This window comes from Vulcanisaeta distributa DSM 14429 (assembly GCF_000148385.1).
Taxonomy (GTDB): domain Archaea; phylum Thermoproteota; class Thermoprotei; order Thermoproteales; family Thermocladiaceae; genus Vulcanisaeta; species Vulcanisaeta distributa.
Map to the genome: position 1 here is coordinate 500050 of NC_014537.1, position 24468 is coordinate 524517.

24 protein-coding genes are annotated in these 24468 nt (G+C 45.4%); 18 read left to right on the forward strand and 6 right to left on the reverse strand.

Annotated features, from left to right (window positions below):
- Positions 1–50 precede the first annotated feature (50 nt).
- The 14 genes from VDIS_RS02535 (at position 51) to VDIS_RS02600 (ending at position 17103) form a co-directional block, all read left to right on the forward strand.
- Positions 51–419 carry a hypothetical protein gene (locus VDIS_RS02535; RefSeq protein WP_013335644.1) on the forward strand — a complete coding sequence of 123 codons (369 nt, stop codon included), beginning with the start codon at positions 51–53 and terminating at the stop codon, positions 417–419.
- A 128-nt stretch (positions 420–547) separates the two neighbouring features.
- A complete protein-coding gene (locus VDIS_RS02540; protein WP_013335645.1) occupies positions 548–1648 on the forward strand; it encodes a 4Fe-4S dicluster-binding protein in 1101 nt (366 codons plus the stop codon).
- Positions 1649–1654: 6 nt separating this feature from the next.
- Positions 1655–2902 (forward strand): pyruvate ferredoxin oxidoreductase, encoded by a 1248-nt coding sequence (locus VDIS_RS02545; protein WP_013335646.1) that lies wholly within the window; start codon positions 1655–1657, stop codon positions 2900–2902.
- A gap of 96 nt (positions 2903–2998) precedes the next feature.
- On the forward strand, positions 2999–3973 hold the full coding sequence (locus VDIS_RS02550) for a thiamine pyrophosphate-dependent enzyme (RefSeq protein ID WP_216086148.1): 975 nt from the start codon (positions 2999–3001) through the stop codon (positions 3971–3973).
- A gap of 245 nt (positions 3974–4218) precedes the next feature.
- Positions 4219–5493, forward strand: coding sequence for an MFS transporter (locus tag VDIS_RS02555; protein WP_013335648.1), 1275 nt, complete (start codon positions 4219–4221; stop codon positions 5491–5493).
- 161 nt (positions 5494–5654) lie between these two features.
- Complete coding sequence (locus VDIS_RS02560; RefSeq protein WP_013335649.1) at positions 5655–7064, forward strand: FAD-binding oxidoreductase; 1410 nt, start codon at positions 5655–5657, stop codon at positions 7062–7064.
- Between the two features lie 4 nt (positions 7065–7068).
- Entirely contained in the window at positions 7069–8262 is a 1194-nt protein-coding gene (locus tag VDIS_RS02565; RefSeq protein WP_013335650.1) for an FAD-binding oxidoreductase, read from the forward strand.
- Complete coding sequence (locus VDIS_RS02570) at positions 8262–9545, forward strand: (Fe-S)-binding protein (RefSeq protein WP_013335651.1); 1284 nt, start codon at positions 8262–8264, stop codon at positions 9543–9545. Before VDIS_RS02565 ends, VDIS_RS02570 begins: the two co-directional genes overlap by 1 nt.
- 65 nt (positions 9546–9610) lie before the next feature.
- Entirely contained in the window at positions 9611–10543 is a 933-nt protein-coding gene (locus tag VDIS_RS02575) for a homoserine kinase (protein ID WP_013335652.1), read from the forward strand.
- Between the two features lie 27 nt (positions 10544–10570).
- On the forward strand, positions 10571–11695 hold the full coding sequence (locus VDIS_RS02580; RefSeq protein ID WP_013335653.1) for an NAD(P)/FAD-dependent oxidoreductase: 1125 nt from the start codon (positions 10571–10573) through the stop codon (positions 11693–11695).
- A gap of 54 nt (positions 11696–11749) precedes the next feature.
- The gene (locus tag VDIS_RS02585) at positions 11750–14041 is read left to right on the forward strand and encodes a DEAD/DEAH box helicase (protein WP_013335654.1); all 2292 of its coding nucleotides are present in this window, start codon (positions 11750–11752) and stop codon (positions 14039–14041) included.
- 49 nt (positions 14042–14090) lie between these two features.
- Positions 14091–14873: a nucleotidyltransferase family protein gene (locus VDIS_RS02590; protein WP_013335655.1), complete on the forward strand. Its 783-nt coding sequence runs from the start codon at positions 14091–14093 to the stop codon at positions 14871–14873.
- A gap of 41 nt (positions 14874–14914) precedes the next feature.
- Positions 14915–15916, forward strand: a complete 1002-nt coding sequence (locus VDIS_RS02595; RefSeq protein WP_013335656.1) for a glycosyltransferase family 4 protein — start codon at positions 14915–14917, stop codon at positions 15914–15916.
- A complete protein-coding gene (locus VDIS_RS02600) occupies positions 15913–17103 on the forward strand; it encodes a M20 family metallopeptidase (protein ID WP_013335657.1) in 1191 nt (396 codons plus the stop codon). The genes VDIS_RS02595 and VDIS_RS02600 overlap by 4 nt, the downstream gene beginning before the upstream one ends.
- Before the next feature lie 39 nt (positions 17104–17142).
- Here VDIS_RS02600 and VDIS_RS02605 read toward each other — a convergent pair whose 3' ends face one another.
- A complete protein-coding gene (locus VDIS_RS02605) occupies positions 17143–18567 on the reverse strand; it encodes a sugar porter family MFS transporter (RefSeq protein ID WP_013335658.1) in 1425 nt (474 codons plus the stop codon).
- Between the two features lie 316 nt (positions 18568–18883).
- Between VDIS_RS02605 and VDIS_RS02610 the strand changes: the two genes are divergently transcribed.
- On the forward strand, positions 18884–19438 hold the full coding sequence (locus VDIS_RS02610; protein ID WP_013335659.1) for a 50S ribosomal protein L22: 555 nt from the start codon (positions 18884–18886) through the stop codon (positions 19436–19438).
- Here VDIS_RS02610 and VDIS_RS02615 read toward each other — a convergent pair.
- Both VDIS_RS02615 and VDIS_RS02620 read right to left on the reverse strand, forming a co-directional pair.
- Positions 19432–19806, reverse strand: a complete 375-nt coding sequence (locus VDIS_RS02615; protein ID WP_013335660.1) for a PIN domain-containing protein — start codon at positions 19804–19806, stop codon at positions 19432–19434. The genes VDIS_RS02610 and VDIS_RS02615 overlap by 7 nt on opposite strands.
- Positions 19803–20597: an NAD(+)/NADH kinase gene (locus tag VDIS_RS02620; RefSeq protein ID WP_245522551.1), complete on the reverse strand. Its 795-nt coding sequence runs from the start codon at positions 20595–20597 to the stop codon at positions 19803–19805. Before VDIS_RS02620 ends, VDIS_RS02615 begins: the two co-directional genes overlap by 4 nt.
- Before the next feature lie 109 nt (positions 20598–20706).
- On the opposite strand from VDIS_RS02620, the gene VDIS_RS02625 reads away from it, so the two are divergent.
- Positions 20707–21105 (forward strand): translation initiation factor IF-5A, encoded by a 399-nt coding sequence (locus tag VDIS_RS02625; RefSeq protein ID WP_013335662.1) that lies wholly within the window; start codon positions 20707–20709, stop codon positions 21103–21105.
- A 7-nt stretch (positions 21106–21112) separates the two neighbouring features.
- Here the strand turns inward: VDIS_RS02625 and VDIS_RS02630 are convergent, their stop codons facing one another.
- Entirely contained in the window at positions 21113–21676 is a 564-nt protein-coding gene (locus VDIS_RS02630) for a DUF655 domain-containing protein (RefSeq protein ID WP_013335663.1), read from the reverse strand.
- A 12-nt stretch (positions 21677–21688) separates the two neighbouring features.
- Positions 21689–22036 carry an RNA polymerase Rpb4 family protein gene (locus tag VDIS_RS02635; RefSeq protein ID WP_013335664.1) on the reverse strand — a complete coding sequence of 116 codons (348 nt, stop codon included), beginning with the start codon at positions 22034–22036 and terminating at the stop codon, positions 21689–21691.
- A gap of 107 nt (positions 22037–22143) precedes the next feature.
- On the opposite strand from VDIS_RS02635, the gene VDIS_RS02640 reads away from it, so the two are divergent.
- Complete coding sequence (locus VDIS_RS02640; protein ID WP_052885871.1) at positions 22144–22470, forward strand: 50S ribosomal protein L21e; 327 nt, start codon at positions 22144–22146, stop codon at positions 22468–22470.
- A 7-nt stretch (positions 22471–22477) separates the two neighbouring features.
- Here the strand turns inward: VDIS_RS02640 and VDIS_RS02645 are convergent, their stop codons facing one another.
- The gene (locus tag VDIS_RS02645) at positions 22478–23716 is read right to left on the reverse strand and encodes a tRNA pseudouridine(55) synthase (RefSeq protein ID WP_013335666.1); all 1239 of its coding nucleotides are present in this window, start codon (positions 23714–23716) and stop codon (positions 22478–22480) included.
- On the opposite strand from VDIS_RS02645, the gene VDIS_RS02650 reads away from it, so the two are divergent.
- Positions 23691–24329 carry a hypothetical protein gene (locus VDIS_RS02650; protein ID WP_245522552.1) on the forward strand — a complete coding sequence of 213 codons (639 nt, stop codon included), beginning with the start codon at positions 23691–23693 and terminating at the stop codon, positions 24327–24329. The two genes, VDIS_RS02645 and VDIS_RS02650, sit on opposite strands and share 26 nt — an antisense overlap.
- The last annotated feature ends 139 nt before the right edge of the window (positions 24330–24468 follow it).

Consider the following 24468-nt stretch of genomic DNA (forward strand, 5'->3'; position numbering starts at 1 on the left):
CTTTTATTCAGGCACGAAATACTTATATTCATTTGTTTTTGAGCATTGTTGTGATTGATAGGTTAAATGCAATAATTACTGGGTTAAGAAATGCCGTGACGCTTACGGTGGAGAAATTACTTGAAAGACTGAAGGAGACAAACATAGATGTTCCTGAGGAGAGAACCATAGGTGATTGGGGTTGGAGCGTGATTTCCAAGGCCATGGAAGTCGGGATAATAAGCTTAAGCGATGCTGATATTGACGCCATGTACTACGTATTCAGAAGATGCGCCACACTCGAGGAGATGGTCAAGGAAGCCCTAGCTAGGCCCGAGGAGATTGATGAGAACTTCGTAAACAACCTAATGGATGATTTCAGGGAGAATGCGGAGGCCCTGGCCAGGGTCAGAGAACGAATTAATCAACTGGTTTCGTAAATCTATATATAGTATATATTATTGTTTATAAACCGGAGTCCACGTAAACCACGCATCGAATGTGTTATTTTTAGTATACCTAGGAAGGCATTGCTTTAAAAGTACAATATTATTAATGATTGATTAAAATGTCTGTTCAAGCTCCAAGTATATACACGATAGAGATCATCTACAGGGGAATACACCAGAGGCACCTGGCGAGGAATCTATCCAGGGGAATTGTTTATGCGGCTAGGATGGCAGGTAATGTCGCATTGTCTTACCAGAGATATGGTGATGATCCAGAGAGGGATGGTGTACCGGCTAAGTACTTCGTGGTAGTGGCTAAGGGCGCTAATGAGGAGATTCTTGATGCTGAGGCTGCGAGGGTTGAGCCTGACTATGTGGATGTCTCGATAGTGCTTGACGACACAATACTTAAGGGTGTTGAGTCCTGGGCTTGGCAGGGTATTCAACCAGTCCACCTGAAGTTGAGGGCTGGTGGGTTATTAATCGTGGTTTCCAAGAGGAGCCCTGATGAACTACTCAAGTTCATACCTACTAGGGACTCACCGTATACCCTAGTCGTGGTTTATGGCGAGAGGAGCATTGGCGATTTCTGGACATTCCCAGATGATGGAACTGTGGAGAGGGTCCTTGGAGCCATTGCTAAGGTAATGCCCAACGTACTTACCATTGACGATGTTAAGAGGTATCTGGAGAGCCTTGATAAGCCCAGCGAGAGGGTTAACAGGGCTTTGGAGGCCTATCAATCACTCGTTAAGCTAAGGGAGGTTAAACCTGGCGAGGGTCTGCCGTATAAGTACGAACCACCTCACCTACCTGGTTGGAAGGACATGATGATTGGCGGTGCAATACCTGGCTTAAAGCCGAACCAGAGGAACCCGTATTTCACCGGTGGCACTGCCAAGCATTATAGGCCTGTGGTAAACTTCGATAAATGCATTAAGTGTAGTCTATGCTGGGAGTACTGCCCAGACTCTGTATTTGACGTAACACCAGACGGTTACTTCAACCCAGTACTAGCCTATTGCAAGGGTTGTGGAGTGTGTGCTGAGGTATGCCCAGTGCCTGACACGATAATTATGGTTGATGAGATGGAGTTTGAGGATGGCTATGGAAAGTTCATTGATGAGTATAGGGCTTGGAAGGAGAATAGGGAAGCCTATAGGAAGTGGTTTGAGTCATTATTACCAAAGGCACAAATAATAAGTGTGAGAAAGAGGTGATGGGGCATGTCCGTCTCCGCACTTGAGACAAAACGTCTTGAGGCGGTGCTTAAGGGAGATGAGGAAGTGGAGGTCGTTGGTACGGGCACTGACGCTGTCGCCTACGCATTAATGCTTGCTGACGTTGACGTGACGTCGGCATACCCAATAAGGCCTTACGGCGGCGTCATGCAGACTGTGGCTAAGTTAATAGCTGACGGTTACATGAAGGCCGAGTACATAGTGGCTGCCCATGAGCATGACCAGTTCGAAATCGTCAAACACGCGTCAGCCGTTGGCGCGAGGACATTTGTTGGCTCAAGCGGTGTTGGTTGGTTATTGGCTATTGAGGCTATCGTGGCCATAAGCACCGATAGGTATCCAGTGGTTGCGTTAATAGGTAATAGGGCTCTTGATGACCCTGGAGCATACGGAGTTGAGCACAATGATGCGTTGATGGTTAGGGACGTGGGCTGGCTCCTGGTTTGGGTTGACACTGCCCAGGAGGCTCTAGATACCACATTGATTGCGTATAGGGTTGCTGAGGACCCGAGGGTTATGCTACCAGTGGGCATATCAATGGATGGCGCATTCCTGACGCATAGTGAGCACGTGTTTAGGATACCGCCTAAGTCAAAGGTTCAGAAGTTCTTACCGCCATACGACCTGGGCAACAGGAAGCTACATCCAAGCAACGTAATTAGTGTTGCACCGCAGGTCAACGAGGACTGGGTTACGGAGATTAGGAAGCAGATGGATGAGGCTATGAAGAATGCAAGGAAGGTGATTGAGGAGACCTATAGAGACTTCGCTAAGATCTTCGGTAGGGACTATGGTAACCCATTCGTTGAGCCGTACATGGTTGAGGACGCCGACGTAGTCATGGTCGGCATGGGGACCGTTTCCAAGCCAATTAAGGAGGCTGTTAGGAGGCTGAGGGCTAAGGGTGAGAGGGTTGGCTTCCTAAGGATTAGGTGGTTCAGGCCATTCCCAACCGAGGACATTATACGCTACCTGAGTGGTGTTAAGGTTGTGGCTGTGGTGGATAGGGACTACTCATTCGGTTCACCATTTGATGGTGGTGCTGTCTTCACAGAGATTAGGAGTGCGCTATACGAGTCTGAGCGTAGACCATTGATGATGAACTTTATCGGTGGGCTCGGTGGTAGGGAGATTACCTATAATGATGCGATTAATATGTTCAATATGGCCTTGGATGCTGCTAGAAAAGGTAAGGTTGAGCAAAGGGTGATTTGGTATGGAGTTAGAGAGTAAAATGGGAAAAGAAGAAAAATTTATAAGGAAGAGGTGGGGTGATTGGGCGTGACAATCTCTATCAAGCTCGCTAGGACAGTCAAGGACCTCCTAATGATGGCTCAGACAGAGTATTTCGATGCAGGCCATAGGACTTGCCAGGGCTGTGAATCGGCAATGGTACTTAGGTGGGTAGCCAAGGCAGCAGGCCCTAACACAATTGTCATTGGGGCTACGGGCTGTATGTACGTTGCTAACACGACCTATTACACAACCGCCTGGGCATTACCCTGGATACACACCCAATTATCCGGCACTGGGTCTGCCGTAGTTGGTACAGCAGCAGCACTTAAGGCGCTCATAGAGAAGGGCAAACTACCCAATGAGAAGATTAACGTGATAGGCATATGCGGCGACCTGGGCTGCGCAGATGCCGGACTTTCCGAGGTTTCAAATGCATTAACACACACTAAGTACAATTTCTTAATACTCATGTACGACAATGAATCCAGCGCAAACACAGATATTCAAGAAACAACAATGACACCATACGGAGCCCTAACAACCTTCAGCCCAAGCGGTAAGCAAGTAAGAATAATGAAGTATAGGTGGAAGAAGAACATGGCCGCAATGATGGCTGTGGGACACCCGGAGGTTAGGTACGTGGCCACGGCAACAGCCGCAGACCCAATAGACCTATACAACAAGGTAAAGAAGGCTTTAGAGATTGGTGGACCCACTTTCATACACACACTAGACCCATGCCCGAAGGGCTGGGGTTACGACCCCAAGTACAGCCATGAAATAGGTAGGCTAGCGGTGGAGACTGGTATATGGCCACTCTTCGAGATAGAGGATGGCAAGTTCAGGTTAACAAGCACTAGCGCTAGGATAGCAAGTGGCGAAATTAAGAGGAAGCCCGTTAAGGAGTACCTGAGAAGACAGACAAGGTTTAAGCACCTGACCGATGAGGATATTGAGTATATACAGAAGAAGGTTGATGAGATGTGGGAGAAGTGGTTAATACCAGGGCTAATACCACTAACAAGGGAATTACCATATCCAGAAGTCACTAAGGCATCCACTAAATAAATGATAATGTATGTTCGATTTAAAATCAAAGTAATTTTTATCAATACAATTATTTGATCAATGAATTTAAAATATAAATGCTAAAATAATCATTTCTTTTGAAAAAATATGAAACATTTTTTATTTTTAAAATCGTTTCTCATGATATATAAACATCAAAAATTATGAATATTTACTTTACAAGGATTATTATTGAATATATTCTTAGACATATTTATAACTATTGAAATAATAATCTTAATGATATGACAGGAGGTTCCCAATTAACTGATAAACAAATACTTGGTTTTAGTAGGTGGTTTGCCTTTATTGGGGCCTTCCTGGCTATGTTCATGATAAGTCCGTATGAGTACGCCTTCAGCGCCTTCTCACACGATGTTACCCAATTCTTCCACATTGGTGCTGTTTTCCTAGGCACGGTATTTACCGTTAACGTCTTTCTAGAGTCAGTATTTGGTTGGCCCGCGGGCTTTGTTAGGGATAGGTATGGTCCCTGGTTCCTCCAGTTAATAGCGGCGTTTCTCGTTGGTATTGGCTATTTCGCAGCCATATTTGGCTCACCAGCACTCCTCCTATGGGTCTATGCGATTATTGGTGGTATTGGGGCTGGCATTGTTTATAATAACAGCGTCACAGTAGCCAATAAGTGGTTCCCCGACTATAGGGCTACCGTGGCCGGCACAATATCAGCTGGGTTCAGTTGGGGTTCAATACCGATAATACTATTAATTGGTGTATTGCCAAAAATGCACCCGATCGCCGTGTTTAAATCCATAATGCTTGGTCTTGCCGTTGTTTCATTCGTGATAATACTCATCTCAGCATTCCTAATGAGGAAGGACCCACCGAAGGGCTGGAGACCACCCACGTATAATCCACAAGCCTCAAGGTCAAAGCTAATACGCGCAACTGATTACCAATTCACGTTCTCAGAAACCGTAAGGACCTGGCAATTCTGGATATTAGTCATAACATTCCTCCTAGTAGCATCTGAGGGGTTGACCATAGTCTCTAAGGCCGTTCAATACGGTCTCTACTTCCACTTCGCCCTAGTTGTTGCCGTGGCAGCAGCGCTTGGCTCTTCAATAATGGCTGGGCTAGGTAAATTCATAACTGGTGTCGTGTCTGATGCAATTGGCGTTATTAAGACGCTAATCCTATTTTATACCCTGTCCGGCGTATTCACGCTGCTAAGTATTCTATTTGGTATTGTTCATAATGAAATTGGATTCGTAGTCTCCGTAGCTCTGGCAATACTGACCTGGGCATCAATATACACCGTTAACCCGGCAGCTGTTGGTTACTTCTACGGTGAGGTCGCGTCAGGTAATAACTACGGCTTACTCTACGCAATTGCTAAGGGCAGTGGTGCAATTTACGGCGGCGTACTCACGGCAATAATGATCGGAGCACTGGGCTGGATAAATACCATGATAGTGTCCGGACTCTTCGGTATAATAGCCGCATTATTAGCCATACCATTGCTCTGGAAAATACCAAAGCCACCAAAGAAGGTATAATAATTATGGCACATTAAAAAATTTATTAAAAATGAATCATAAGTGATTATTTATTTCTTTATTTACATGAATAAAAATATAAATCTTTATTATTAATTAATAACTATAGATAAAATATCATTTAAGCAATATTTATTAAATATTTATCTATACATACTTATATGGGAATAACTAAAGATATTATTACTGAGTTAGAGAGAATTGTTGGTAGTAATAATATTATTACTGATGATGTTGAGTTGACGGTTTATGAGGCTGATGGTTCCTTCGTATATACGGCTAAGCCTGATGTGGTTGTTTTCCCCAGATCCACTGAGGAGGTTGCTAAGGTCGTTAGGGTTGCCTGGGAGAATAGGATACCCATTATTGGCCGTGGCTCAGGCACAAGCCTTAGTGGCGGTGCTCTGCCCATTGAGGGTGGTATTGTGATTTCCCTGACCAGGATGAATAGGGTTCTTGAGCTTGATGTCGAGAATGAGACTGCCACAGTTGAGGCCGGGGTCATTAACCTATGGGTTAGTGATGCCCTGGCTAAGCTTAATTATCAATACCCAATAGACCTTGGTTACTACTTCCCAGCTGACCCAGGTAGTCAGAGGGTCTCAACAATAGGTGGTAATATTAGTCATAATGCGGGTGGTGTTAAGTGCTTTAAGTATGGTGTTACGGTTAATAATGTACGCGGGTTAAAGGTTGTTCTCCCCAATGGTGAGGTTAGGTTCTTTGGCGGTAAGGTTGTTGAGAACCCTGGCTATGACGTCATTGGTATTATGAGCGGTTCTGAGGGTACAATGGCAATAGTCACAGAGGCTGTTTTAAGGATTGTTAGTAATTATGAGTCTGTTAAGACCATATTAGCCGCATTCAACTCGGTGGAGGACGCGGGCACGGCTGTATCTAGAATCATAAGTTCTGGGATTAGGCCCGTGGCCCTTGAGTTCATGGATAAGATAGCGGTTAACGCGATTGAAGCTGGTCCATGGGGTGGTGGATTACCCACTGATGCCGAGGCCATACTCCTAATTGACGTTGAGGGTTCCGAACCTGGCACGAATGCCGAGGCCAGTAGGATAATTGAGATACTGAAGTCCTCAGGCGCATACATGGTTAAGCTCGCTAAAGATAGGGCTGAGGCCAATAGGTGGTGGAATGCGAGGAAGCAGGCCTTTGGCGCCATGGGTTTTGTAGGCCCGAATTACATAACTGGTGATGGCACTATACCAAGGAAGAAATTGCCGGAGGCCCTGCACAGGATTAGGGAGATTGGTAATAAGTATGGTTTTAGGATTGCCAATGTATTCCATGCAGGTGATGGCAACCTGCACCCGCTCATACTGTATGATGAGAGGAGACCTGGCGAGAGGGAGAGGGCTTTGCAGGCTGAGGATGAGATACTTAGGATGTGTGTTGAGATTGGTGGTACAATAACCGGCGAGCATGGGGTTGGGTACTACAAGAAGCATCTTATTGGTCTGCTTTATACTGATTATGAGTTGAACGTAATGAAGAACATAAAGTCAGTCTTTGACCCGTTGGGTATCATGAACCCTGGCAAGATATTCCCGAGGTGATTACATGGCGCTTGAGGCTGCGCTTAAGGGTATTGAGAGGGAGGTTAGTAACGATTCAATTAGGGAGCCGACGAGTAAGTACGTTATTGACGGTCTAATGCCCAAGGTTGTGTTGTACCCGAGGGATGTTAATGAGCTTAGTACAATGATGAGGGGTATAAGTAAGGAGAAGCTAAGTGTGATACCCATAGTTAATGGGTCTAAGACCTTCATAGGCAATATACCCAAGTCCTATGACGTGGCACTCGATCTAAGCCGTGTAAATAGAGTCATAGAGCCTGACCCGGAGGAGATGGTTGGCGTTTATGGCGTTAGTGCATCATTTAATGAGGTTCAGGAGACGTTGAGGAGGGTAAGTAGGAGATTACCTATTGACCCACCCCTGTCAAGTCGCTCAAGTATTGGTGGCGTATTTTCATGCAATTTATTTGGTCCGTTGGCTTATACGTTCATGACCACGAGAGACATAACACTTAGGGTTAGGGCCGTAATGCCTGACGGGACGGTGGTTAGGTGGGGTACCGGCATGATTAAGGATGTGGCCGGCTATAACGTGAAGAGGCTCTTCATTGGTTCCTGCGGTTCCCTGGGTATAATCTATGAGGTTATGTCTAGGATTGCTGCAATCCCCGATGTAATAGCCGTTACGAGACTAAATAAGGAGCTTGATCTATTCATAACAAGGAGGTTGAAGCCCTACGGTGCCATAGTCGTTAACGGCACAATGTACCTTAGGTTTGAAGGTGTTAAGGAGGAGGTGGAATACCGACTGGGTAAGCTGAGTGAGGTTTCGGGCTTTGATGTATTCTACGGTAATGAGGCTGAGGAGTTATGGTACAAGCTAACGTCAATGGATGAACTATTCAATAACTATAATGTTATTATTAAGGTGGTGACTCCTCAAGCAAGGTTGAATAATGCCCTGAGGGAATTACCGAGTGATTACCTGGTTAAGATGCCCATGATTGGTGAGGCTTATCTAGGCATTAATAGTATCGACGTTAACACATTGAATACGATTAGGGGTAAGGTGGGTGATTTAGGTGGCTACTTAATGATTTTGAAGGCACCCCCTGAACTTAAGCGTGGAATTGACGTCTGGGGTCTTAACCAGAACCTAGACATAATGTCTAAGCTAAAATCCGTCTTTGACCCATTGGGTATAATGAGCCCTGGGAGGTTCGTGGGTGGTCTATAATGGGTAGTGATGACCTGTATAGGAGGTTTGTTGAGGAGGGGCTTAATGAAGCCTATAAATGCGTACACTGCGGCTTCTGCCTGCCAACATGCCCAACCTACAGGGCTACCTGGAACGAGGCGGACAGCCCAAGGGGTAGGATATACCTAGTCAAGGCGTTGTTAACGGGTAAGTTGCAACCCACTGAGACCTTACTTGAGCATCTTGATGCATGCGTGATCTGTAGGAGGTGCGAGACTGCATGCCCATCAGGCGTTCAGTATAGTAAGGTTCTTGAGGCAGCATACGCTTACCTGGGTGATAAACTAATAAATTATGGATATCCATGGCATGTAAGGACCGGGTTCAAACTTCTTGAAAGCCCGATGGCGATAAAACTGGCGCTGTCCGTATCCAATTCACTACCTGGAATACCAAGTCATATGAAGGGATTTGCGAGGTCAAGGGATAGGGAGAGACTTGATGATGTACTCGGCAAGGTGTTTAGAGTACCGAGTGATAAGCCCGTCAGGGGTAGGGTCCTATTATTCGTGACCAATTCATGCGTTGCCTGGCAATCCCATACACACCTAGTCTACGCCACAATTAGGGTATTAACGTGGAATGGGTTCGAAGTCGTGGTACCCAGGGAATTCAAGTGCTGCGGTGCACCATACATGCACATGGGCATGTTTAATAAGGCCGTCGAACTTGCGAGGCACAATATCGATGTATTTGACAAGTATGATAAGGCCTATGGCATAGACTACATAGTTGTTCCAGACTCAGGTGGTTGTCAGGCGCAGTGGCTTGAGTATGAGAGATTACTTAATGCGAAGCTAAATCTTAGGCAGAGGGTTATGAATACCTTACAACTCCTTGATAGGGTTGGGCTTGTTGGTGAGCTTGGTCCCGTTAAGATGAGGATATCAATACAGCATAGCTGCCACCTAATGAATGCGGCTAAGGCCCATGACGCAATACTTCGTATCATTAGCAAGATACCAGGTCTTGAGATAAGGGGCTTAGATACAGCCGATATCTGCTGTGGAGCTGGCATGATGTACCCAGATAGGCACCCAGACATTGCTAGGGAAATAACTAGGCAGAAGATCGAAGATTTAATGCGCCATAAACCAGACGCCTTAATACTTGAGAGCGTAACCTGTAAAGCCCATTGGGCGAATATAATTAGGGATAACAATATAAGCATTAGGTTATTATACCCAACGGAATTACTTGATACTTCATACATGTCTGGCGGGAACCCCGGCTATGGAATGATTGAGGGCGTGATTCTTTAATGGCTGGATAAATAGATAATGGTTGTTAGGTTAATAATTATAAATAGGCATTATACTTTGCATCGATGTCGATATGCATTAGAAGCCTAGCCTCTATAGCCAATTTAGGGCCTGGATTTGATGTGATGTCATTAGCTATTATGGAACCTTATGATGATGCTTATATCGAATTAAGCCGAGGAGAAGACCGTGTAGAATTCATCGGCAATTATGCGCATTACTTACCCAGTGACTATAAGGTCACCACGCTTTATCCCGTTATTGAGGAATTTAGGAGAATTATGGGCATAGATTTTCACGTACATGTCGTAGTTAAGAAGAATATTAAGCCTGCAAGTGGGCTGGGTAGTAGTGGCGCTGATGCCGCGGCGATGGCTTACGCCCTGAATAAACTACTTAATGCTGGCCTTGATTATAAGTCGTTAATTAGGATTGCGGCGCTTGGTGAAGTTGCGGCGGCGGGTACTCCGCACATGGATAATGTTGCGGCATCCCTATTGGGTGGGTTAGTAATTATTAACCCGGTGACTGGGGACTTTGTCAGGGTTGACCTACCCGATAATTATTGGGTTGTGATTGTCATGGCGGGTAGTAAGCCTAGTACTAAGGAGATGCGTAAGTTATTGCCTAATGCCGTAGACATGAATAGCCTTAAGAATAACTCAGCTTACGCGTCAATGCTCGTTTACGCACTAATCACTGGGAATAGGGAAGCTCTGGGTAAGGCGTTAATGGGTGATGCAGTTGTTGAGCCAGTAAGGGCTAAGCTTTACCCGCACTACAATGCGGTTAAGGAGGCATTACTAAAGGCCGGGGCGATCGGTGTAGCCCTTGCTGGTGCTGGTCCATCACTCTTTGGGATATTTGATTTTGAACCGTCTAAGGAACGCATAAATGAATTACTGCATGCCCGTGGTTTAAGGGATCATGCATTAATTATTACGCGGCCAAGCAACATCGGTGTTCATGAGATACCCTGTGAGGACCTTAATACTTAATACATAATTAAGTGCTTAAGCCCTGGAATGAACGTCATAATAATTGGTGGGGGAGTTATAGGGACTGTACTAACGCACCTATTCTCATTGAGGGGCGTTAACGTCACTTTAATTAACTCAGGTCTTCAAAAACCAAGGTTTCCGCTTATTCACTCAAAGTTACTGAGATTTCCTGAGGATATTAGGTTGGCGAGGATCAGTGAGGATGTATATATGGAATTATCCAGGGAGTTAAGGGTTGATGTATTAAGGCCCATGGAGTCCATCACCATAATTCCGGAAGCATGTTATAATGACGCATTACATATAATGAGTATGTGGTATGAGGTTGGAGCTAAAGTGCGTGTAATTAGTGATGTTCATGAATATGGACTTAAGAGGGTTAATGATCAGGAGATTTACATCTTCAGTACTAATGGTGATAACTTCGTTAATTACCTATCATTGATGAATAGAGTTCATAAAATCGACGGCGTTAATTACATTAATGGTACGGCAACTATTAAGTTCAGTGATCATGATGTTAGGGTTTTAATAAATGATAACGAGTTGAAAGGAGATTATGTAATTCTTGCCTCAGGTGCTTGGAACTCCATAATGATTAGGAATGCTGGTTTAAATGTACCATTATTACCCTATAAATGCCAGGCAGCCGCATTCATTAGCAGGGGGATTAGCACCATAGTTTATGATTATGTACTTAATATTTACGTGAGGCCCCTCGGCTTAAGGATTGATAATGCACTAAACAAACTAGGACTTTCGATAATCGTTGGTGGTGATGGTAATTCCAAAGTTACTGAGCCAGGTAGGGATAGAGGTGTTGATCGAGAATTCCTGAATGAAGTTAGGGGTAAGGTCAGGGCCAGGCTAGGTAGGGTATTGCTTATTGGGTCTAGGTTTGGTTATTGTGAAATCACGCCGGACATGAGGCCCGTGGTTGGTACTGTTGGGTCTGAAAACCTATTGTTAATTGGTGGGTTTAATGGCTATGGAGCCGAGGTGGGGCCCGCCCTGGCATTGGCGGTGGTTAATTACGTGATTAGTGGTTCATGGCCTGACTATGCAAGGCCATACCTCATTGATAGGTTCGGCAATAATTGGCCAAGTACTTGGGACATCGGTGTTGAGGCCCATGAGTTGTGCGTTTAATCTAGCCTAAACTCTTTATTAATCCTGTTGGGAATTATTACCTGGCTGGTTAAGTTGCGTGTCGCTGACCTGCCACTTCCAGACATACTAAGGGACTTCGTAATTAGGGAGAGGGGTATTCAGGAGCTTTATCCACCACAGGAGGAGGCCGTGCGTAAGGGCTTATTTGATGGTAAGAGCATCGTCATGTGCACAAGCACCGCCACCGGTAAGACACTGATGGCTGAGCTGGCAATGATAAACGCAGTACTTACTAAAGGTGTCAAGGCGATATTAGCCGTTCCACTGAGGGCCTTGGCCTACGAGAAGGCTAGGGATTTGAGGATTTATGAGAAACTCGGTGTTAGAATCGCCGTTACTACTGGCGAGTATGATAAGGAGGATGCCTGGCTCATGAATTACGACATAGTGGTTACAACGTACGAGAAGCTCGACAGCCTACTGAGACATAAGGCTGAGTGGCTTAGGCAGGTCGGTGTCTTAGTTATTGATGAGATTCACTACATCGATGATGATAAGAGGGGACCAACGATAGAGTCGATAATAGCTAAGGTAAAGGCACTGGGTCTCAGTACCCAATTACTGGCTCTATCAGCAACCATCGGCAACGCTGAGGAAATCGCAAACTACCTCGACGCAGACCTCGTGGTCTCTGACTGGAGACCCGTTAAGCTCAAAGAGGGTGTGTACTACGATGGTGTCATTTACTACTCAGATGGATCCCGGGCACTAATTAAGGACCTTGGGAACCCAGTGCTTTCGCTTGTAATGGATACGATAGTCAACGGTGGTCAGGCGCTCGTGTTCACGAATTCAAGGTCAAACACCGTTAAATTGGCTCAGCAAATAGCCCATTACATATGTAATTATGGGGCAAAGATCATAGAACCAGGCACATTAATGAAGATCTCCAACTCAATAATCGAGGCATCTCAATCCAAGTTACTTGGTGAGGAGTTGGCGAGGGTTGTTAAGTGCGGCGTCGCGTTTCACCATGCCGGCCTTGACATGGACGCCAGGTCTATTGTTGAGAACTCCTTTAGGGATAGGCTGATTAAGGCTGTTGTTGCGACAACAACGCTGGCTGCTGGCGTTAATTTACCGGCAAGGAGGGTTATTATACATGAGTATAGGAGGTACGAACCCGGCATTGGCATGGAGGAGCTTCCAGTCATGGAGTACAAGCAGATGGCTGGTAGGGCTGGTAGGCCTGGGCTTGACCCATATGGAGAGGCCGTGCTCATTGCTAGGAGTGAGGATGAGATCGATTACTTAATTAGGAATTACATAAGTGCCAGGGTTGAGGATATTAGGTCTAAGTTCTTGACGGATAAGAACCTAGCCACGCACATACTCTCCGCAATAGCCAGTGGTTATGCCTCAAGTATCGATGATGTGATGAGGTTCGTATCATCGACCCTGGGCTACGTTCAAGGTGGTTTCCAGAAAAATGAATTCCTCAGAGACTTATTGAAGAGGAAGATTGATGATGTAATTAACTTCTTAGTTGAGTCTGGGTTCCTTGAGAGGAGAAACGATAATGTGGTAGCGACACCCTTAGGCTCATTACTGAATAACCTTTACCTGGATCCATACACGGCGAATACCTACATCCGTGGTCTCAAGGCTAGGGATGAGACCAATGACCTCGGGTACACTCACCTAATAATTCAGTCACCTGAGGTGCCGAGACTTAGGGTTAGGAGGAATGAGTTTGATGACTACCTGGAGCTAGTGCTTGATAATTGGGACTACCTATTAATTAAACCGCCAATCACCAGGGATGAGATTGAGAATGGGGAATTTGAGGATGAGGAAATTGAGGATTACCTATCCACAGTAAAGACTGCGGTGATGCTCCTTGACTGGGCTAACGAGGTCTCCGAGGATGATTTATATAAGAACTATGACGTGGGGCCTGGCGATTTGAGGGTGTATAGCGACTTAATGGATTGGTTGGCAAGTGCCGTGGCCAGATTAGCTGGTGCATTGGGTATGAGGAGGCATGAGGAGAGGCTGAACCTACTTAAGTGGAGGCTGACCTATGGAGTTAAGGATGAATTGATAGAACTGGTGGTGAACCTTGAGGGTGTTGGTAGGGCCAGGGCTAGGGCATTGTATAACGCTGGATTTAAGAGTGTCGAGGATATTGCCAATGCTGATCCAAGGGTCATAAGCATGATTAGGGGCTTTGGGGATAAGCTCGCCCGCTCGATAATTGAGCAGGCCCGGAGATTAACTAAGGAGGGTAGGGTGGTTAAGCCATCAACAATTAATTTAGGTAAGGAGGGAGGCAATAAGCAAGGATACACCAGAAGGAAGGGTTCATTGCTTGACTATCTTTGATATCGAAAGTGAAATACTTATATATTATCACCATAAACCTAGCCTGTTGATGATTACCAAGGCTGTCATCACCGCGGCCGGGCTTGGTACGAGGATGAGGAACATGACACTTATAATGCCGAAGGCGTTATTGCCGTTAATACGTAAGAATGAAACACCGATGTTAATCCCTATAATTGACTTAATAATAGCGCGTCTTCAGGAGGTTGGTGTTTCTAAGTTCATAATTGTTGTTGGTAGGAATGGAAAGCCACTAATCGATTACCTAATGGATAAGCTATTCACTGACTCATTAAGGGCGCAAATATCATTCACATTTCAGGAGAAGCCCCTTGGCTTTGGCGATGCCGTGCTTAGGGCCGAGGACTTCGTTAATAACGATCCATTCTTCGTCCACGCAGATGATGGCATCCTAACAAAAGGGTACCTAGAAGGGGTTAAGTTGTTTGAGGAGTTAAGGCCAGACGCCGTGTTATTCCTCAGGAGGGTTAATAATCCCAGTAGGTATGGCATTGCGGTTGTTAGGAGTGAGGGGATGTATAATGGCTATGGCTTAGTTAGGGTGCTGAATGTCGAAGAGAAACCTAGTAATCCCAAGTCCGATATTGCCATATCGGCAGTTTACATATTTAATAGGAGGATATTTGATGGACTTAGGTCAGCCAGGGTGAATGGCGAGCTTGAATTGACGTATGGCATTGAGAATGTGATTAACAGCGGTGGTGAGGTCTATGGATTACTACTTAGTGATGATTCCTGGCTTAGTGTTGGCGATCCCGAGAGCTATTTCAATACCATTATTAGAACATTTAACCTGAATGAAGGAGACTAATATTTATAATAGCCCTGGTTTACTCATTTACGACGCATCTTATGCTTGTGAACATTATTGTAAGTAGGAATAGGGTTTCTGGGGAGATAAGGACTGGAATTAGGTTGAGACTTGAAAACCCACCGCCTGGCGTTGATTATAGGGTCATTAATGAACCCGTTGACTTATCACCATCATCTAACGATTTCTACATAACCAGGGACACAACGACTAAGTGGTTTCTTAAGGCGTTGATAGAACCAGTATATTCCCTTAAACTGAGGGGGTTAACGCATGCCTTCTTCCTAAACCTATTCATACCGCGCACACCGTGGGTTCAGGAAATCGATCAACCAATATTTAACCTATTCGAAAAGTACATAGGCAGGTCAAGGAAAGGTACGCTGTATAGGCTTGCCGTGAAGACGTTTAGGTACCTATTTAATAGGGATAACGTGGTAATGATAACCTGGACTCAATGGAGTAAGGAGGGTCTTGAGGAGGAGGGGTTTAGGGACGTTAGGGTTGTGCCACCGCCAATGAGGACGAGCTTTAGGAAAATCGATAATGAAATAACGGTGGGCTTCGTAGGCGTTGAGTACCATAGGAAGGGTGGTGACATTGCGGAGAATGTGATGTCTAAATTACCAAGGCGTGTTAGGAAGGTTTATGTTGGTAAAAGCCCAAGGAGGGTCGAGGGCATTGAGTATCACAATCCAATGAGGAGGGATGAATTACTTAAGTTAATGGCTGAGTTTGATGTGCTTCTTTTCCCAACCAGGGGCGAGGCTTATGGTTTCACGGCACTCGAGGCTATGAGTATGGGGATACCCATCGTCGCATCTAACGTGGATTCGGTACCCGAGGTCGTTGGTGATGGCGGCATTTTATGCGAGGTTAATGACATTAAGTGCTTCCTGGATAGCGTTAAGGAGTTAATCAACTCCCCCGATTACGCCATGGAACTTGGTGCTAGGGCTAAGGCCATTGTTACTCAGAGGCATTCGCCGAGTGTTGTTGGTAAGGAATTATTAGCAATATACAATGAGTTAAGTGAGGAATGAGTGAACTCATAAGACAGGTAGTCAATGTATTGATGGACTTAATTAAAGTGAGGACGGTAGCACTGCCTGGCGAAAATTACCTAGAGGTAGTTACTTACCTGGACAATTTAATGACTAGTTATGGATTAGGTACGAGAATTATTAAGGTTCCTAAATCAGTCGTTAAGGAGCATTACCCCGAATTTGCGGATTACCCAAGGTACATATTACTGGCTGAGTTGTGTAATGTCAGGGATAAGAGGATTCACTTTAATGCGCATTATGACGTGGTCCCTGGAGGAAGTGGTTGGTTAGTAACAGAACCATTCAAGCCCGTGCTCATCAACGGTAGGGTCTATGGTAGGGGCGCATCTGATGATAAGGGTGGCGTGACAGCCCTAGTACTACTGGCAGAACGGCTTAGTGAGTTAGGGGAGTTTCATGGATGTGTAGAATTCTCCTTCACACCCGATGAGGAGATTGGCGGTGAAAGTGGCGTTGGCTACTTAATTAACCAGATTCGTAAGCCGGACTACGCAATTGTTGCCGAGCCCACGGGACTTGACACCGTGTGGATAGGTAGTATGGGGATACTACAATTAGATGTTATTGTGAGAGGCGTATCAAGCCACGCCTCACAACCGTGGTATGGAACCAACGCCTTCGAGGATGGCATTAAGGTTGCTTATGCATTAATTAAGGAGTTGAAGCCTAAGGTTGAGAGTAGGCAATTCATGGGTGAGAGAGCAACCATTACTTTGGGAGGGCTTGCCAGGGGTGGTGTTTCTCGTAATCTCGTACCTGATTACTTTCAATTCTCAATAGACAGAAGAATACTACCAAGCGAGAGCATCGAACACGCGCTTAACGAAATAATGAGCGGCATTGATAATTTACGTAACAACATTAAGTCTACGGTAGAGGTCCACATTGTGAATAAGATTGAACCCGCGATAAGCAAAGAATCAACGCTATTAACAAAGCTTATGAATGCCGTGAAAAACGTACTCGGCATGAATCCCAAGGTTACAATATCTAGGGTTCCAGTGGATACCCGCTACCTACAGAACATGGGTATTGACTCCCTGACTTACGGACCTGGCAACGTATCATCTGCGCACGGCCCTGATGAGTACATTAATGTAAGCGATATAGTGAACGCAGTAAATGTCTACACGGAACTAATCAGGAATATCTATGATAAGTAGCGAGAAGTTTAATGATACCCTCTCATTAGCAATCAGTGATTACTGCCTCTTCCTTATTTCCCGTAATGGCCTTGAGAATAGTTGTGGCATTTGGTCTACCGATAACCCCTTTGTCTCAGGCACGAGCAGTAATACGTATATCACGGCGGCCAGGGCAAGCACGTCCTCCAGTACCCAGAAGCTGAACATGCCGTAGGCGGAGAGCCATATTGGGAATATGTATATTATGGCGAAGTTCGCGAACCAATCAATCGCAGCCAATATACCGCCACCCCTACCCCTAAACTCCGTGGGCATGGTCTCACCCTGCAACACCCAACCAACACCACCAACGCCTAGTGCGAATAATACCTGGAAGAGAACCATTGCCGAGAATATCAGTGGCACAGCTATGGATATGTCATTCAGCGCAAAGTAGTGGGCGCCCACCGTCATTATCACGAGGCTCACGAGTAGGCCCGTGAAGCCGATAGTACCGAGCGTCCTCCTACCCCACCTATCCACTAGGTATATTTGGAAGAGCGTTGCTATGAAGCCTATGGAGTACGGTATTACCGTAGACAGTATGGCCCTGGGGCCCGTGAATCCAAGGTACTTCCATATGTACGGGCCATAGTAGAGGATTATGTTTATGCCAGTCACCTGCTGAAACACCAACCAAAGCCCAACCACCAGTAGGATCCTCCTGATATACTGCTTCGAAAGAGCCTCCTTAAATCCCAACTCCCTCTTCGGCGGAATTATGTGTTCACTAACGTGTACCCCCAACTTAGCCAAGGCCTTCTTCGCATCCTCCTCCCTGCCCTGTATCAGCAACCACCTGGGACTCTCCGGTAAGTAGAACCTTAGGGCCACGAGTATTACCGCCGGTATCGCACCAAGGCCAAACATCCACCTCCAATTTGTCGTTTGAGGCAATGCCATTGATAGGTAGTAACCAACCCAGAAGGAGGTCATCATGCCCACGACAATCATTAACTGCTGAAGTGATGCCAACTTACCCCTATGCCTCTTGGGTGCGAATTCGGATATGTAGCCCGTGGCCACCGCCGTGTCGGCACCGATGGCAAACCCAACGAGACTTCTCCAAATGATTAAGTCAATCGACGATATCGCCAGGCCAGATAACACAGCGAACAACGCATAGAATATTCCATCAATTATCAGGAGACTCTTCCTACCGAACCTATCAATGAACGGACCAGCCACCAGGGCGCCAATGCCGGCAAATACACTGGTAAATGAGGTTAGTACGGCAACCTCAAATGATGTTAAATGAAAATATGGACCAATATAAATAAGTGCTGACCCAATGACACCCGTATCATAACCAAATAGAAAGCCTCCCAATGCCGTTATTATTGAGACCAACCAGTAAATCCTACTGGCAATATTCTCATCAAGTCTCTCAATTATATCTTCATAGGCAATTTGTTTATTCCTTAGATCTACGATGTCATCCATAACGAAGGTAGAATAAAATACAACTATTTATAAGCTTTACTCATCATAATGTTAAAAAATGTATAATTATTAAAACAAATAATATAGTTATAATAGTTATAATCGATACATATGGGTGTATTTTATACGTATATTGGTATATGACTTCTATACTAACTATATAGACAATTATTCGTTACATAGTCACGTGCGTAGGCACCTTTAGTAATGGACCGCCATGATGATTCGTGATAGGGCTCGGTACGTCGTTTAATTGCAATAGCGTGATAATGTTGGGTAAATATTTTTATATTGCACTGCTCACGCTGGTTTGGGTATGGCTAGGATTGACTGGAGCATTGATGCCGAGGACATAATCAAGAGGGTTAAGGAGATTTATGGAGCGAGTATTACCGAGGACCAGGTGGTCAAGGCCCTTGGTTATGAGTATAGGATTAGTTGGAAGAAGGCTGTTGAGGTTGCCAGGTTTATCAGGGGCTTCACTATTAAGCAGGCTGAGGAGTACCTAAACAATGTCATTAAGATGAGGACTCCAATACCAATAAGGAGGTTCACCAAGAAGCAGGCGCACCACACAACACCCTGGGAGGGCTGGCCGGTGGCTAAGTGGCCTGTTAAGGTTGCTAAGGCTTACCTTGAGGTTCTTAAGAACCTTGAGAATAACGCAAGTTATAGGGGTCTTAATGTTGATAATGTGGTTATTATTCACGCAGCTGTTCATAAGGGTCGTAAGATTAGGAATTACATGCCGAGAGCCTTTGGCAGGTCAACACCCTGGTTCCAGGACACCGTAACGATTGAGTTAGCCGGTGCTGAGATACCCGAGGAGAATGTACCAAAGAGGCTTAAGCTGAGACCAAGGCCCTACTGACGCCTCCTCAGGAAAATCACCGAATACCTAATCCCCAACTTCCTAAGGAACTTTATTAATAACGAATCATCAGTAATCACCATAGGGTTCCTATCCCTCAGTTTCAGGGCTAAGACTATTAACGACACATCCGCATCACTTAGTAGTCTTGGTAAGTGGTAATTCCTCCGTGCACGCACTATCTCATCTTCACTAATATCATAAACACTTATATTCAGTATCTCAGGCACGACAATAGCCCTCGCATCCTTTAACTCATTAATTACGTGATTTGTCGTCACCAAATCACCCATGCCCATTAACGGGCGTAAATCCCTCATGTGAAGTATTGCAGATGCGTCAAGTATTACGGTATCTCTGGAACTCATGGTATGAATAACCTCCTAAATAACCTATCATACATTCTATATTGACGGGTTCTGACAAACCTAACCTTCCTATCACTCGGCACAATACGTATCTCGGCACCCCTCTGTGCAACAATACCATCACAGAGGATATGAGCAACTTCACTAGTTAATACTTTAACGGGTACCTCGTATGGATGTACAATGGGGACCAGAGCCCTCGAGAAGGGTGCAAGGGGCACTATTAACTTCACGGCCAATCTACTATCGACTGCTGGGCCTCCTGCCGCTAATGCGTACGCCGTGGAACCAGTCGGCGTAGCTATTATGACACCGTCCATCCTAGCCCTCATTATCTCCTCACCGCCATCCTCAACGATAGTCACATTTATCAAGTGACCTGGGTCGACGCCCTTAACTAAAACCTCATTCAATGCCGTGCACTCGAAATCTGTGGCGATAGCCTTCAATGTGAGCCTTTCCTCAACCGTATACTCCCCCTTAACTATCTTATCAAGAACCTGGGGTAACTCCCTGGCGCTCACATCGCTTAAATAATTAACCCTGCCAGTCCCTATATGGAGTATGGGGGTGTTGATGGAATTTGCGATCTCATGAATGAACCTTAACACAGTCCCATCACCGCCAATCACCATTGCCATGTCAACGTCTTGGGAACCATCCCACTTCGGTATGCCTAGGTTCTTAACCTCCACGTCTCTAGCGGCGATTGTTTCAACCCCATTACTACTGAGTCTATTGATAATTAATTTCGCCAATGCATAATCCTCATACTTGCCAATGTACATCATTATCCTCATTAATACTCAGGCTAATGCATAACCAAGCGAATTAATAAGTAATTTCTCAGGGAATTACTCGACAGAAAACCTTTTATTAGCTCTAGCTATGTCGATTTGTATGTCTACGAAACCAACGGAGGCAGGTTCTGTGAAGGAGGGCAGTTACATAATGATTGATGGGGAGCCATGTAAGGTGGTTGAGGTTGAGAAGAGTAAGACTGGTAAGCATGGCTCCGCCAAGGTGAGGATTGTGGGTATTGGTGTCTTTGATAATGTAAAGAGGACATTAATAGTGCCTGCTGATGCCCAGGTTGAGGTGCCGATTATTGAGAAGTTCGTTGCTCAGGTCGTGGCTAAGGTGGGTGATTCCTGGCAGTTAATGGATCTTAGGAATTACAGTACCTTTGAGGTTGGTCAGGACCAGATGGAGGAGGAGGTTAAGGGTAGGATTGAGCCTGGTGTTGAGGTTGAGGTTTGGGATATCGCTGGGCGGAGGAAGATAATTAGGGTTAGGTAAATTAAAATTAGCCAACGAAAATCCTGTATTGGTCAGCGCCCTGTAACTCCCTCAATATCCTATCAATAATTAACTTCTCAGGATCGATACCAACCCTACTCTTTATGTCCTCAAAGGACTGAAAGGGCTTCTTCCTCCTCTCCTCAAGTATTTGCCAAAGGGTCTTCTTACCAATGCCCCTGAGAAGCTCAAGACTATGCATCTTAAGGGTTATTGGCCCAGCCTTATTAAAGAAGTCCACGAACCTATTCTCCTGGGCCTTAACAATCTTGGCAACAACCTCGGGAAGAGCGTTCTTAGCCTCGTTGGTGAGCTCGTCATAGCTAATCCTCCTCACAATCTTATTCACCTTATCCCTAGTCCCACTGCCTATGTAAACCCTCTCACCAACCTCAGCCGTTGCGTTAGGCTTAAGCGTTAATTCAAGTAACGTGAAGAATTGCTCACCAACGGCTTGCACGTAGACTTCATTCCTTGGGAAGCCCTTCTTTATTAGGGACGGATCCTTAATGAGCATTTGCTCCGGAGGTATTATATCGAGTATGTATGCGTAGTCCTCCCTCTTAACCATTCAGAACACCCCTTAAGAACCCCTGGCATTCTTTAGTAGGTTAAGGATCTCCTCAACATCCTTATCACTAAACTCCCTCTTCTCAGCCCCAAGCAGTACCCTAAGCTCATCGGCCGTCTGTGGCATCAAATCAACTATCTGAATAGTGGTTAGCCTAGCCAGGCCGAACCTCTTCATCAACTCCGAAATCAATTCCCTAGCCTTGTCTGGGCCAACCTTGGAGAACTTCCTGAGGTAGTCCAGGGTGTTGTTGACAACCTCATCCGTAATACTGGGGTTAGCACTGAGTAGTTTTTCCTCGAGAATCCTGAGTGCCTCTGCCATGGGAATATCCTCAGAATTAATGATACGCTTAACCACAATAAATCCCTAATAAAAATCCCTATTTAAATTTAAGGATTGGCGAAAATTAATCATTAATGAAGGGAATGCTTAAATACTCCATAGAGTGATGGTGCTTGGGGTTCATCGTGCACCGAACACACGGTCTTCGCTACAAGTCGAGGAAGCTACTCAGTAAGAAGCCCAGGGAGAAGGGTAGGCCGGGGATTTCCAGGTGGCTCTATGAGTATAATGTGGGTGATAAGGTTGTCATTGACATAGACCCAACATTCATAACCACGGCACCGCATAGGAGGTATCAGGGCAAGGTGGGCACAATAATCGGCAGGAGGGGTAAGGCCTACGAAATCGAGATATACGTTGGCGGTAAAAGAAAGGTCATCATAACGACGCCCGATCACATTGTACCCTTCAAGGCCCAGCCCACCGAGACTAAGGCATCAGCATCATGATTAATCACTAATCACTTATATTGAGTATGTCAATCTCGACAGGCCTAACACTAAAGCCTAATGTACCGGCGATGCTCGGCTCGACATCCCCCAAACCACCATGCACAAAGCCCCTAATGTATAGGTTGCCCTGACACCTAATCAGGAACTCCACAAGCCTATCCCTGATAACCCTACCATCAAGCTCGTAAACCATACTAATCCTTCTCCTAATCCTACGACCACGCCTAAACACCTGGACCACCTGCCTATTCCTGAAGTAATCATGCAGTGACTTAATGTTTTCGTTAGTAACGGAGTTATCAGTAATTGCTAGGACCCTATACGTAATCACGTAATCCCTGACCCTAGCCTTCATTTTAACCACTGCGGAGGCCCTAACCCTAGATAGGTTATCAAGCACAATGTCATAGCCTGAATCCTTAAGCAATGCATAGACATCATTAACGTCAGGCCTTTTACTGGGCTTGACCACCTGCAGTATTACTGGTCTACCATTACCAAGGACCCTGACACCCATTGGATCCTCACCACCAGTGTGTATTACCACGTCCTGGGCATTATATGCCTGGATTACCCTATCAATGGGCCACTTGACCTGACCCTCCTCATTAATTAGCCTATGGACCTTCCTATACCTAGCCGATATGTATATTGGCATTATCTGTACCTCCACGGAACCTGTGTTAACGTCTATGACCACCTCCACGTCGGGCTCCTCCCTATTAAATGATACACCGAGCATCGCCGAGACCCTCTTACCCAACTCCCTATTGATCTCGCGCTTAATGGATTCGGCACTCGATATGTTAAACTCTGTGGTTATGCTCAACTCCCTATTCTGGATATCCAGCGGCACCCTACTACCTAACCTAAAGGACCTAAACTCAATGCCAAGGGATCTAAGGCTATTTACAATATTATTAACCCACTCATTAAGTCTGTTGAAGATCGTATCACCGCACACGTAGCATCTAGCTGGCGATACGTTAATACCCATGTTACTTAGGAACTTTATGCTTGGTTCATGACCACTCACTGCCAGCGCCTTAACATCATTGAGTAACTCATCACTTAATCCCTCATTTAATATCCTCTCATGAATCCTCATCAATAAGTAATCCTTAATCGCCCTACCCCTCTCCTCATTATCAAGCCCAGTACCCAACCTGGCAAATAACCTACCCAGGCAGTGATTACACAGTGGGTACTTCCTCAGTATGTCCATGGCCCTCTCAATACTCATATCAACGCGTATACTGGACGTAGTAAGTATATTAAAGCATATAATTAAGAGGTTTCCCGTGGACCCATACCTAATTGGCGCCTTCATGAATGAGTGCTCGGTGATGTGGAGAAGCGTTGAGGGCTTTTCCGACGCTGTTGACTACGTGAGGTCATTAGAGCCTGGAATCACCATGAGTAATAACATTCTTAACGCAACAAGTAGCCTATGCGATGAGGTAAATAAAATCCTGCAGAAGCCAACTAGGTTGCTGATGTTTTTTAACATTAATGATTGGATTAGATTGCTCAGGGGGCTTTATGACTTTTATGGGGAATTAATCGACCCAGAGCCCAGCCTTGATATTCCCAATTTCGTACTCAGCATTAGGATACCAAATAAGTCGCTGGGACTTGCATTGAGGATTGCATTGAAGTTCCTGGGCATTAATAGTAATGTGTTTCCTGGCAATGACGGCAAACTCTACCTGGTTATCCACGAGAGAGAGTCAATAGCCAGGTTTATAAAGACAGTGAAGCCACATTTAGACCCTGAACTGAACATAGCCCTAAGAAACAAGTGGATTAAGCATTACATAGGCTCTGGCGAGCCCCTGGTAATCATTAAGGAGTAGCCTCAGCCGGTTTAGGCCTCGCCATCGATCGGCGTGGGTTCAACTCATCATTACAATTATTATTTAAGGGGGCTGCGTATTAAGCTTTGTTGTGATGACCAGCGATTACTGATTTAACCGTGATGATGCGTGTGAGGGC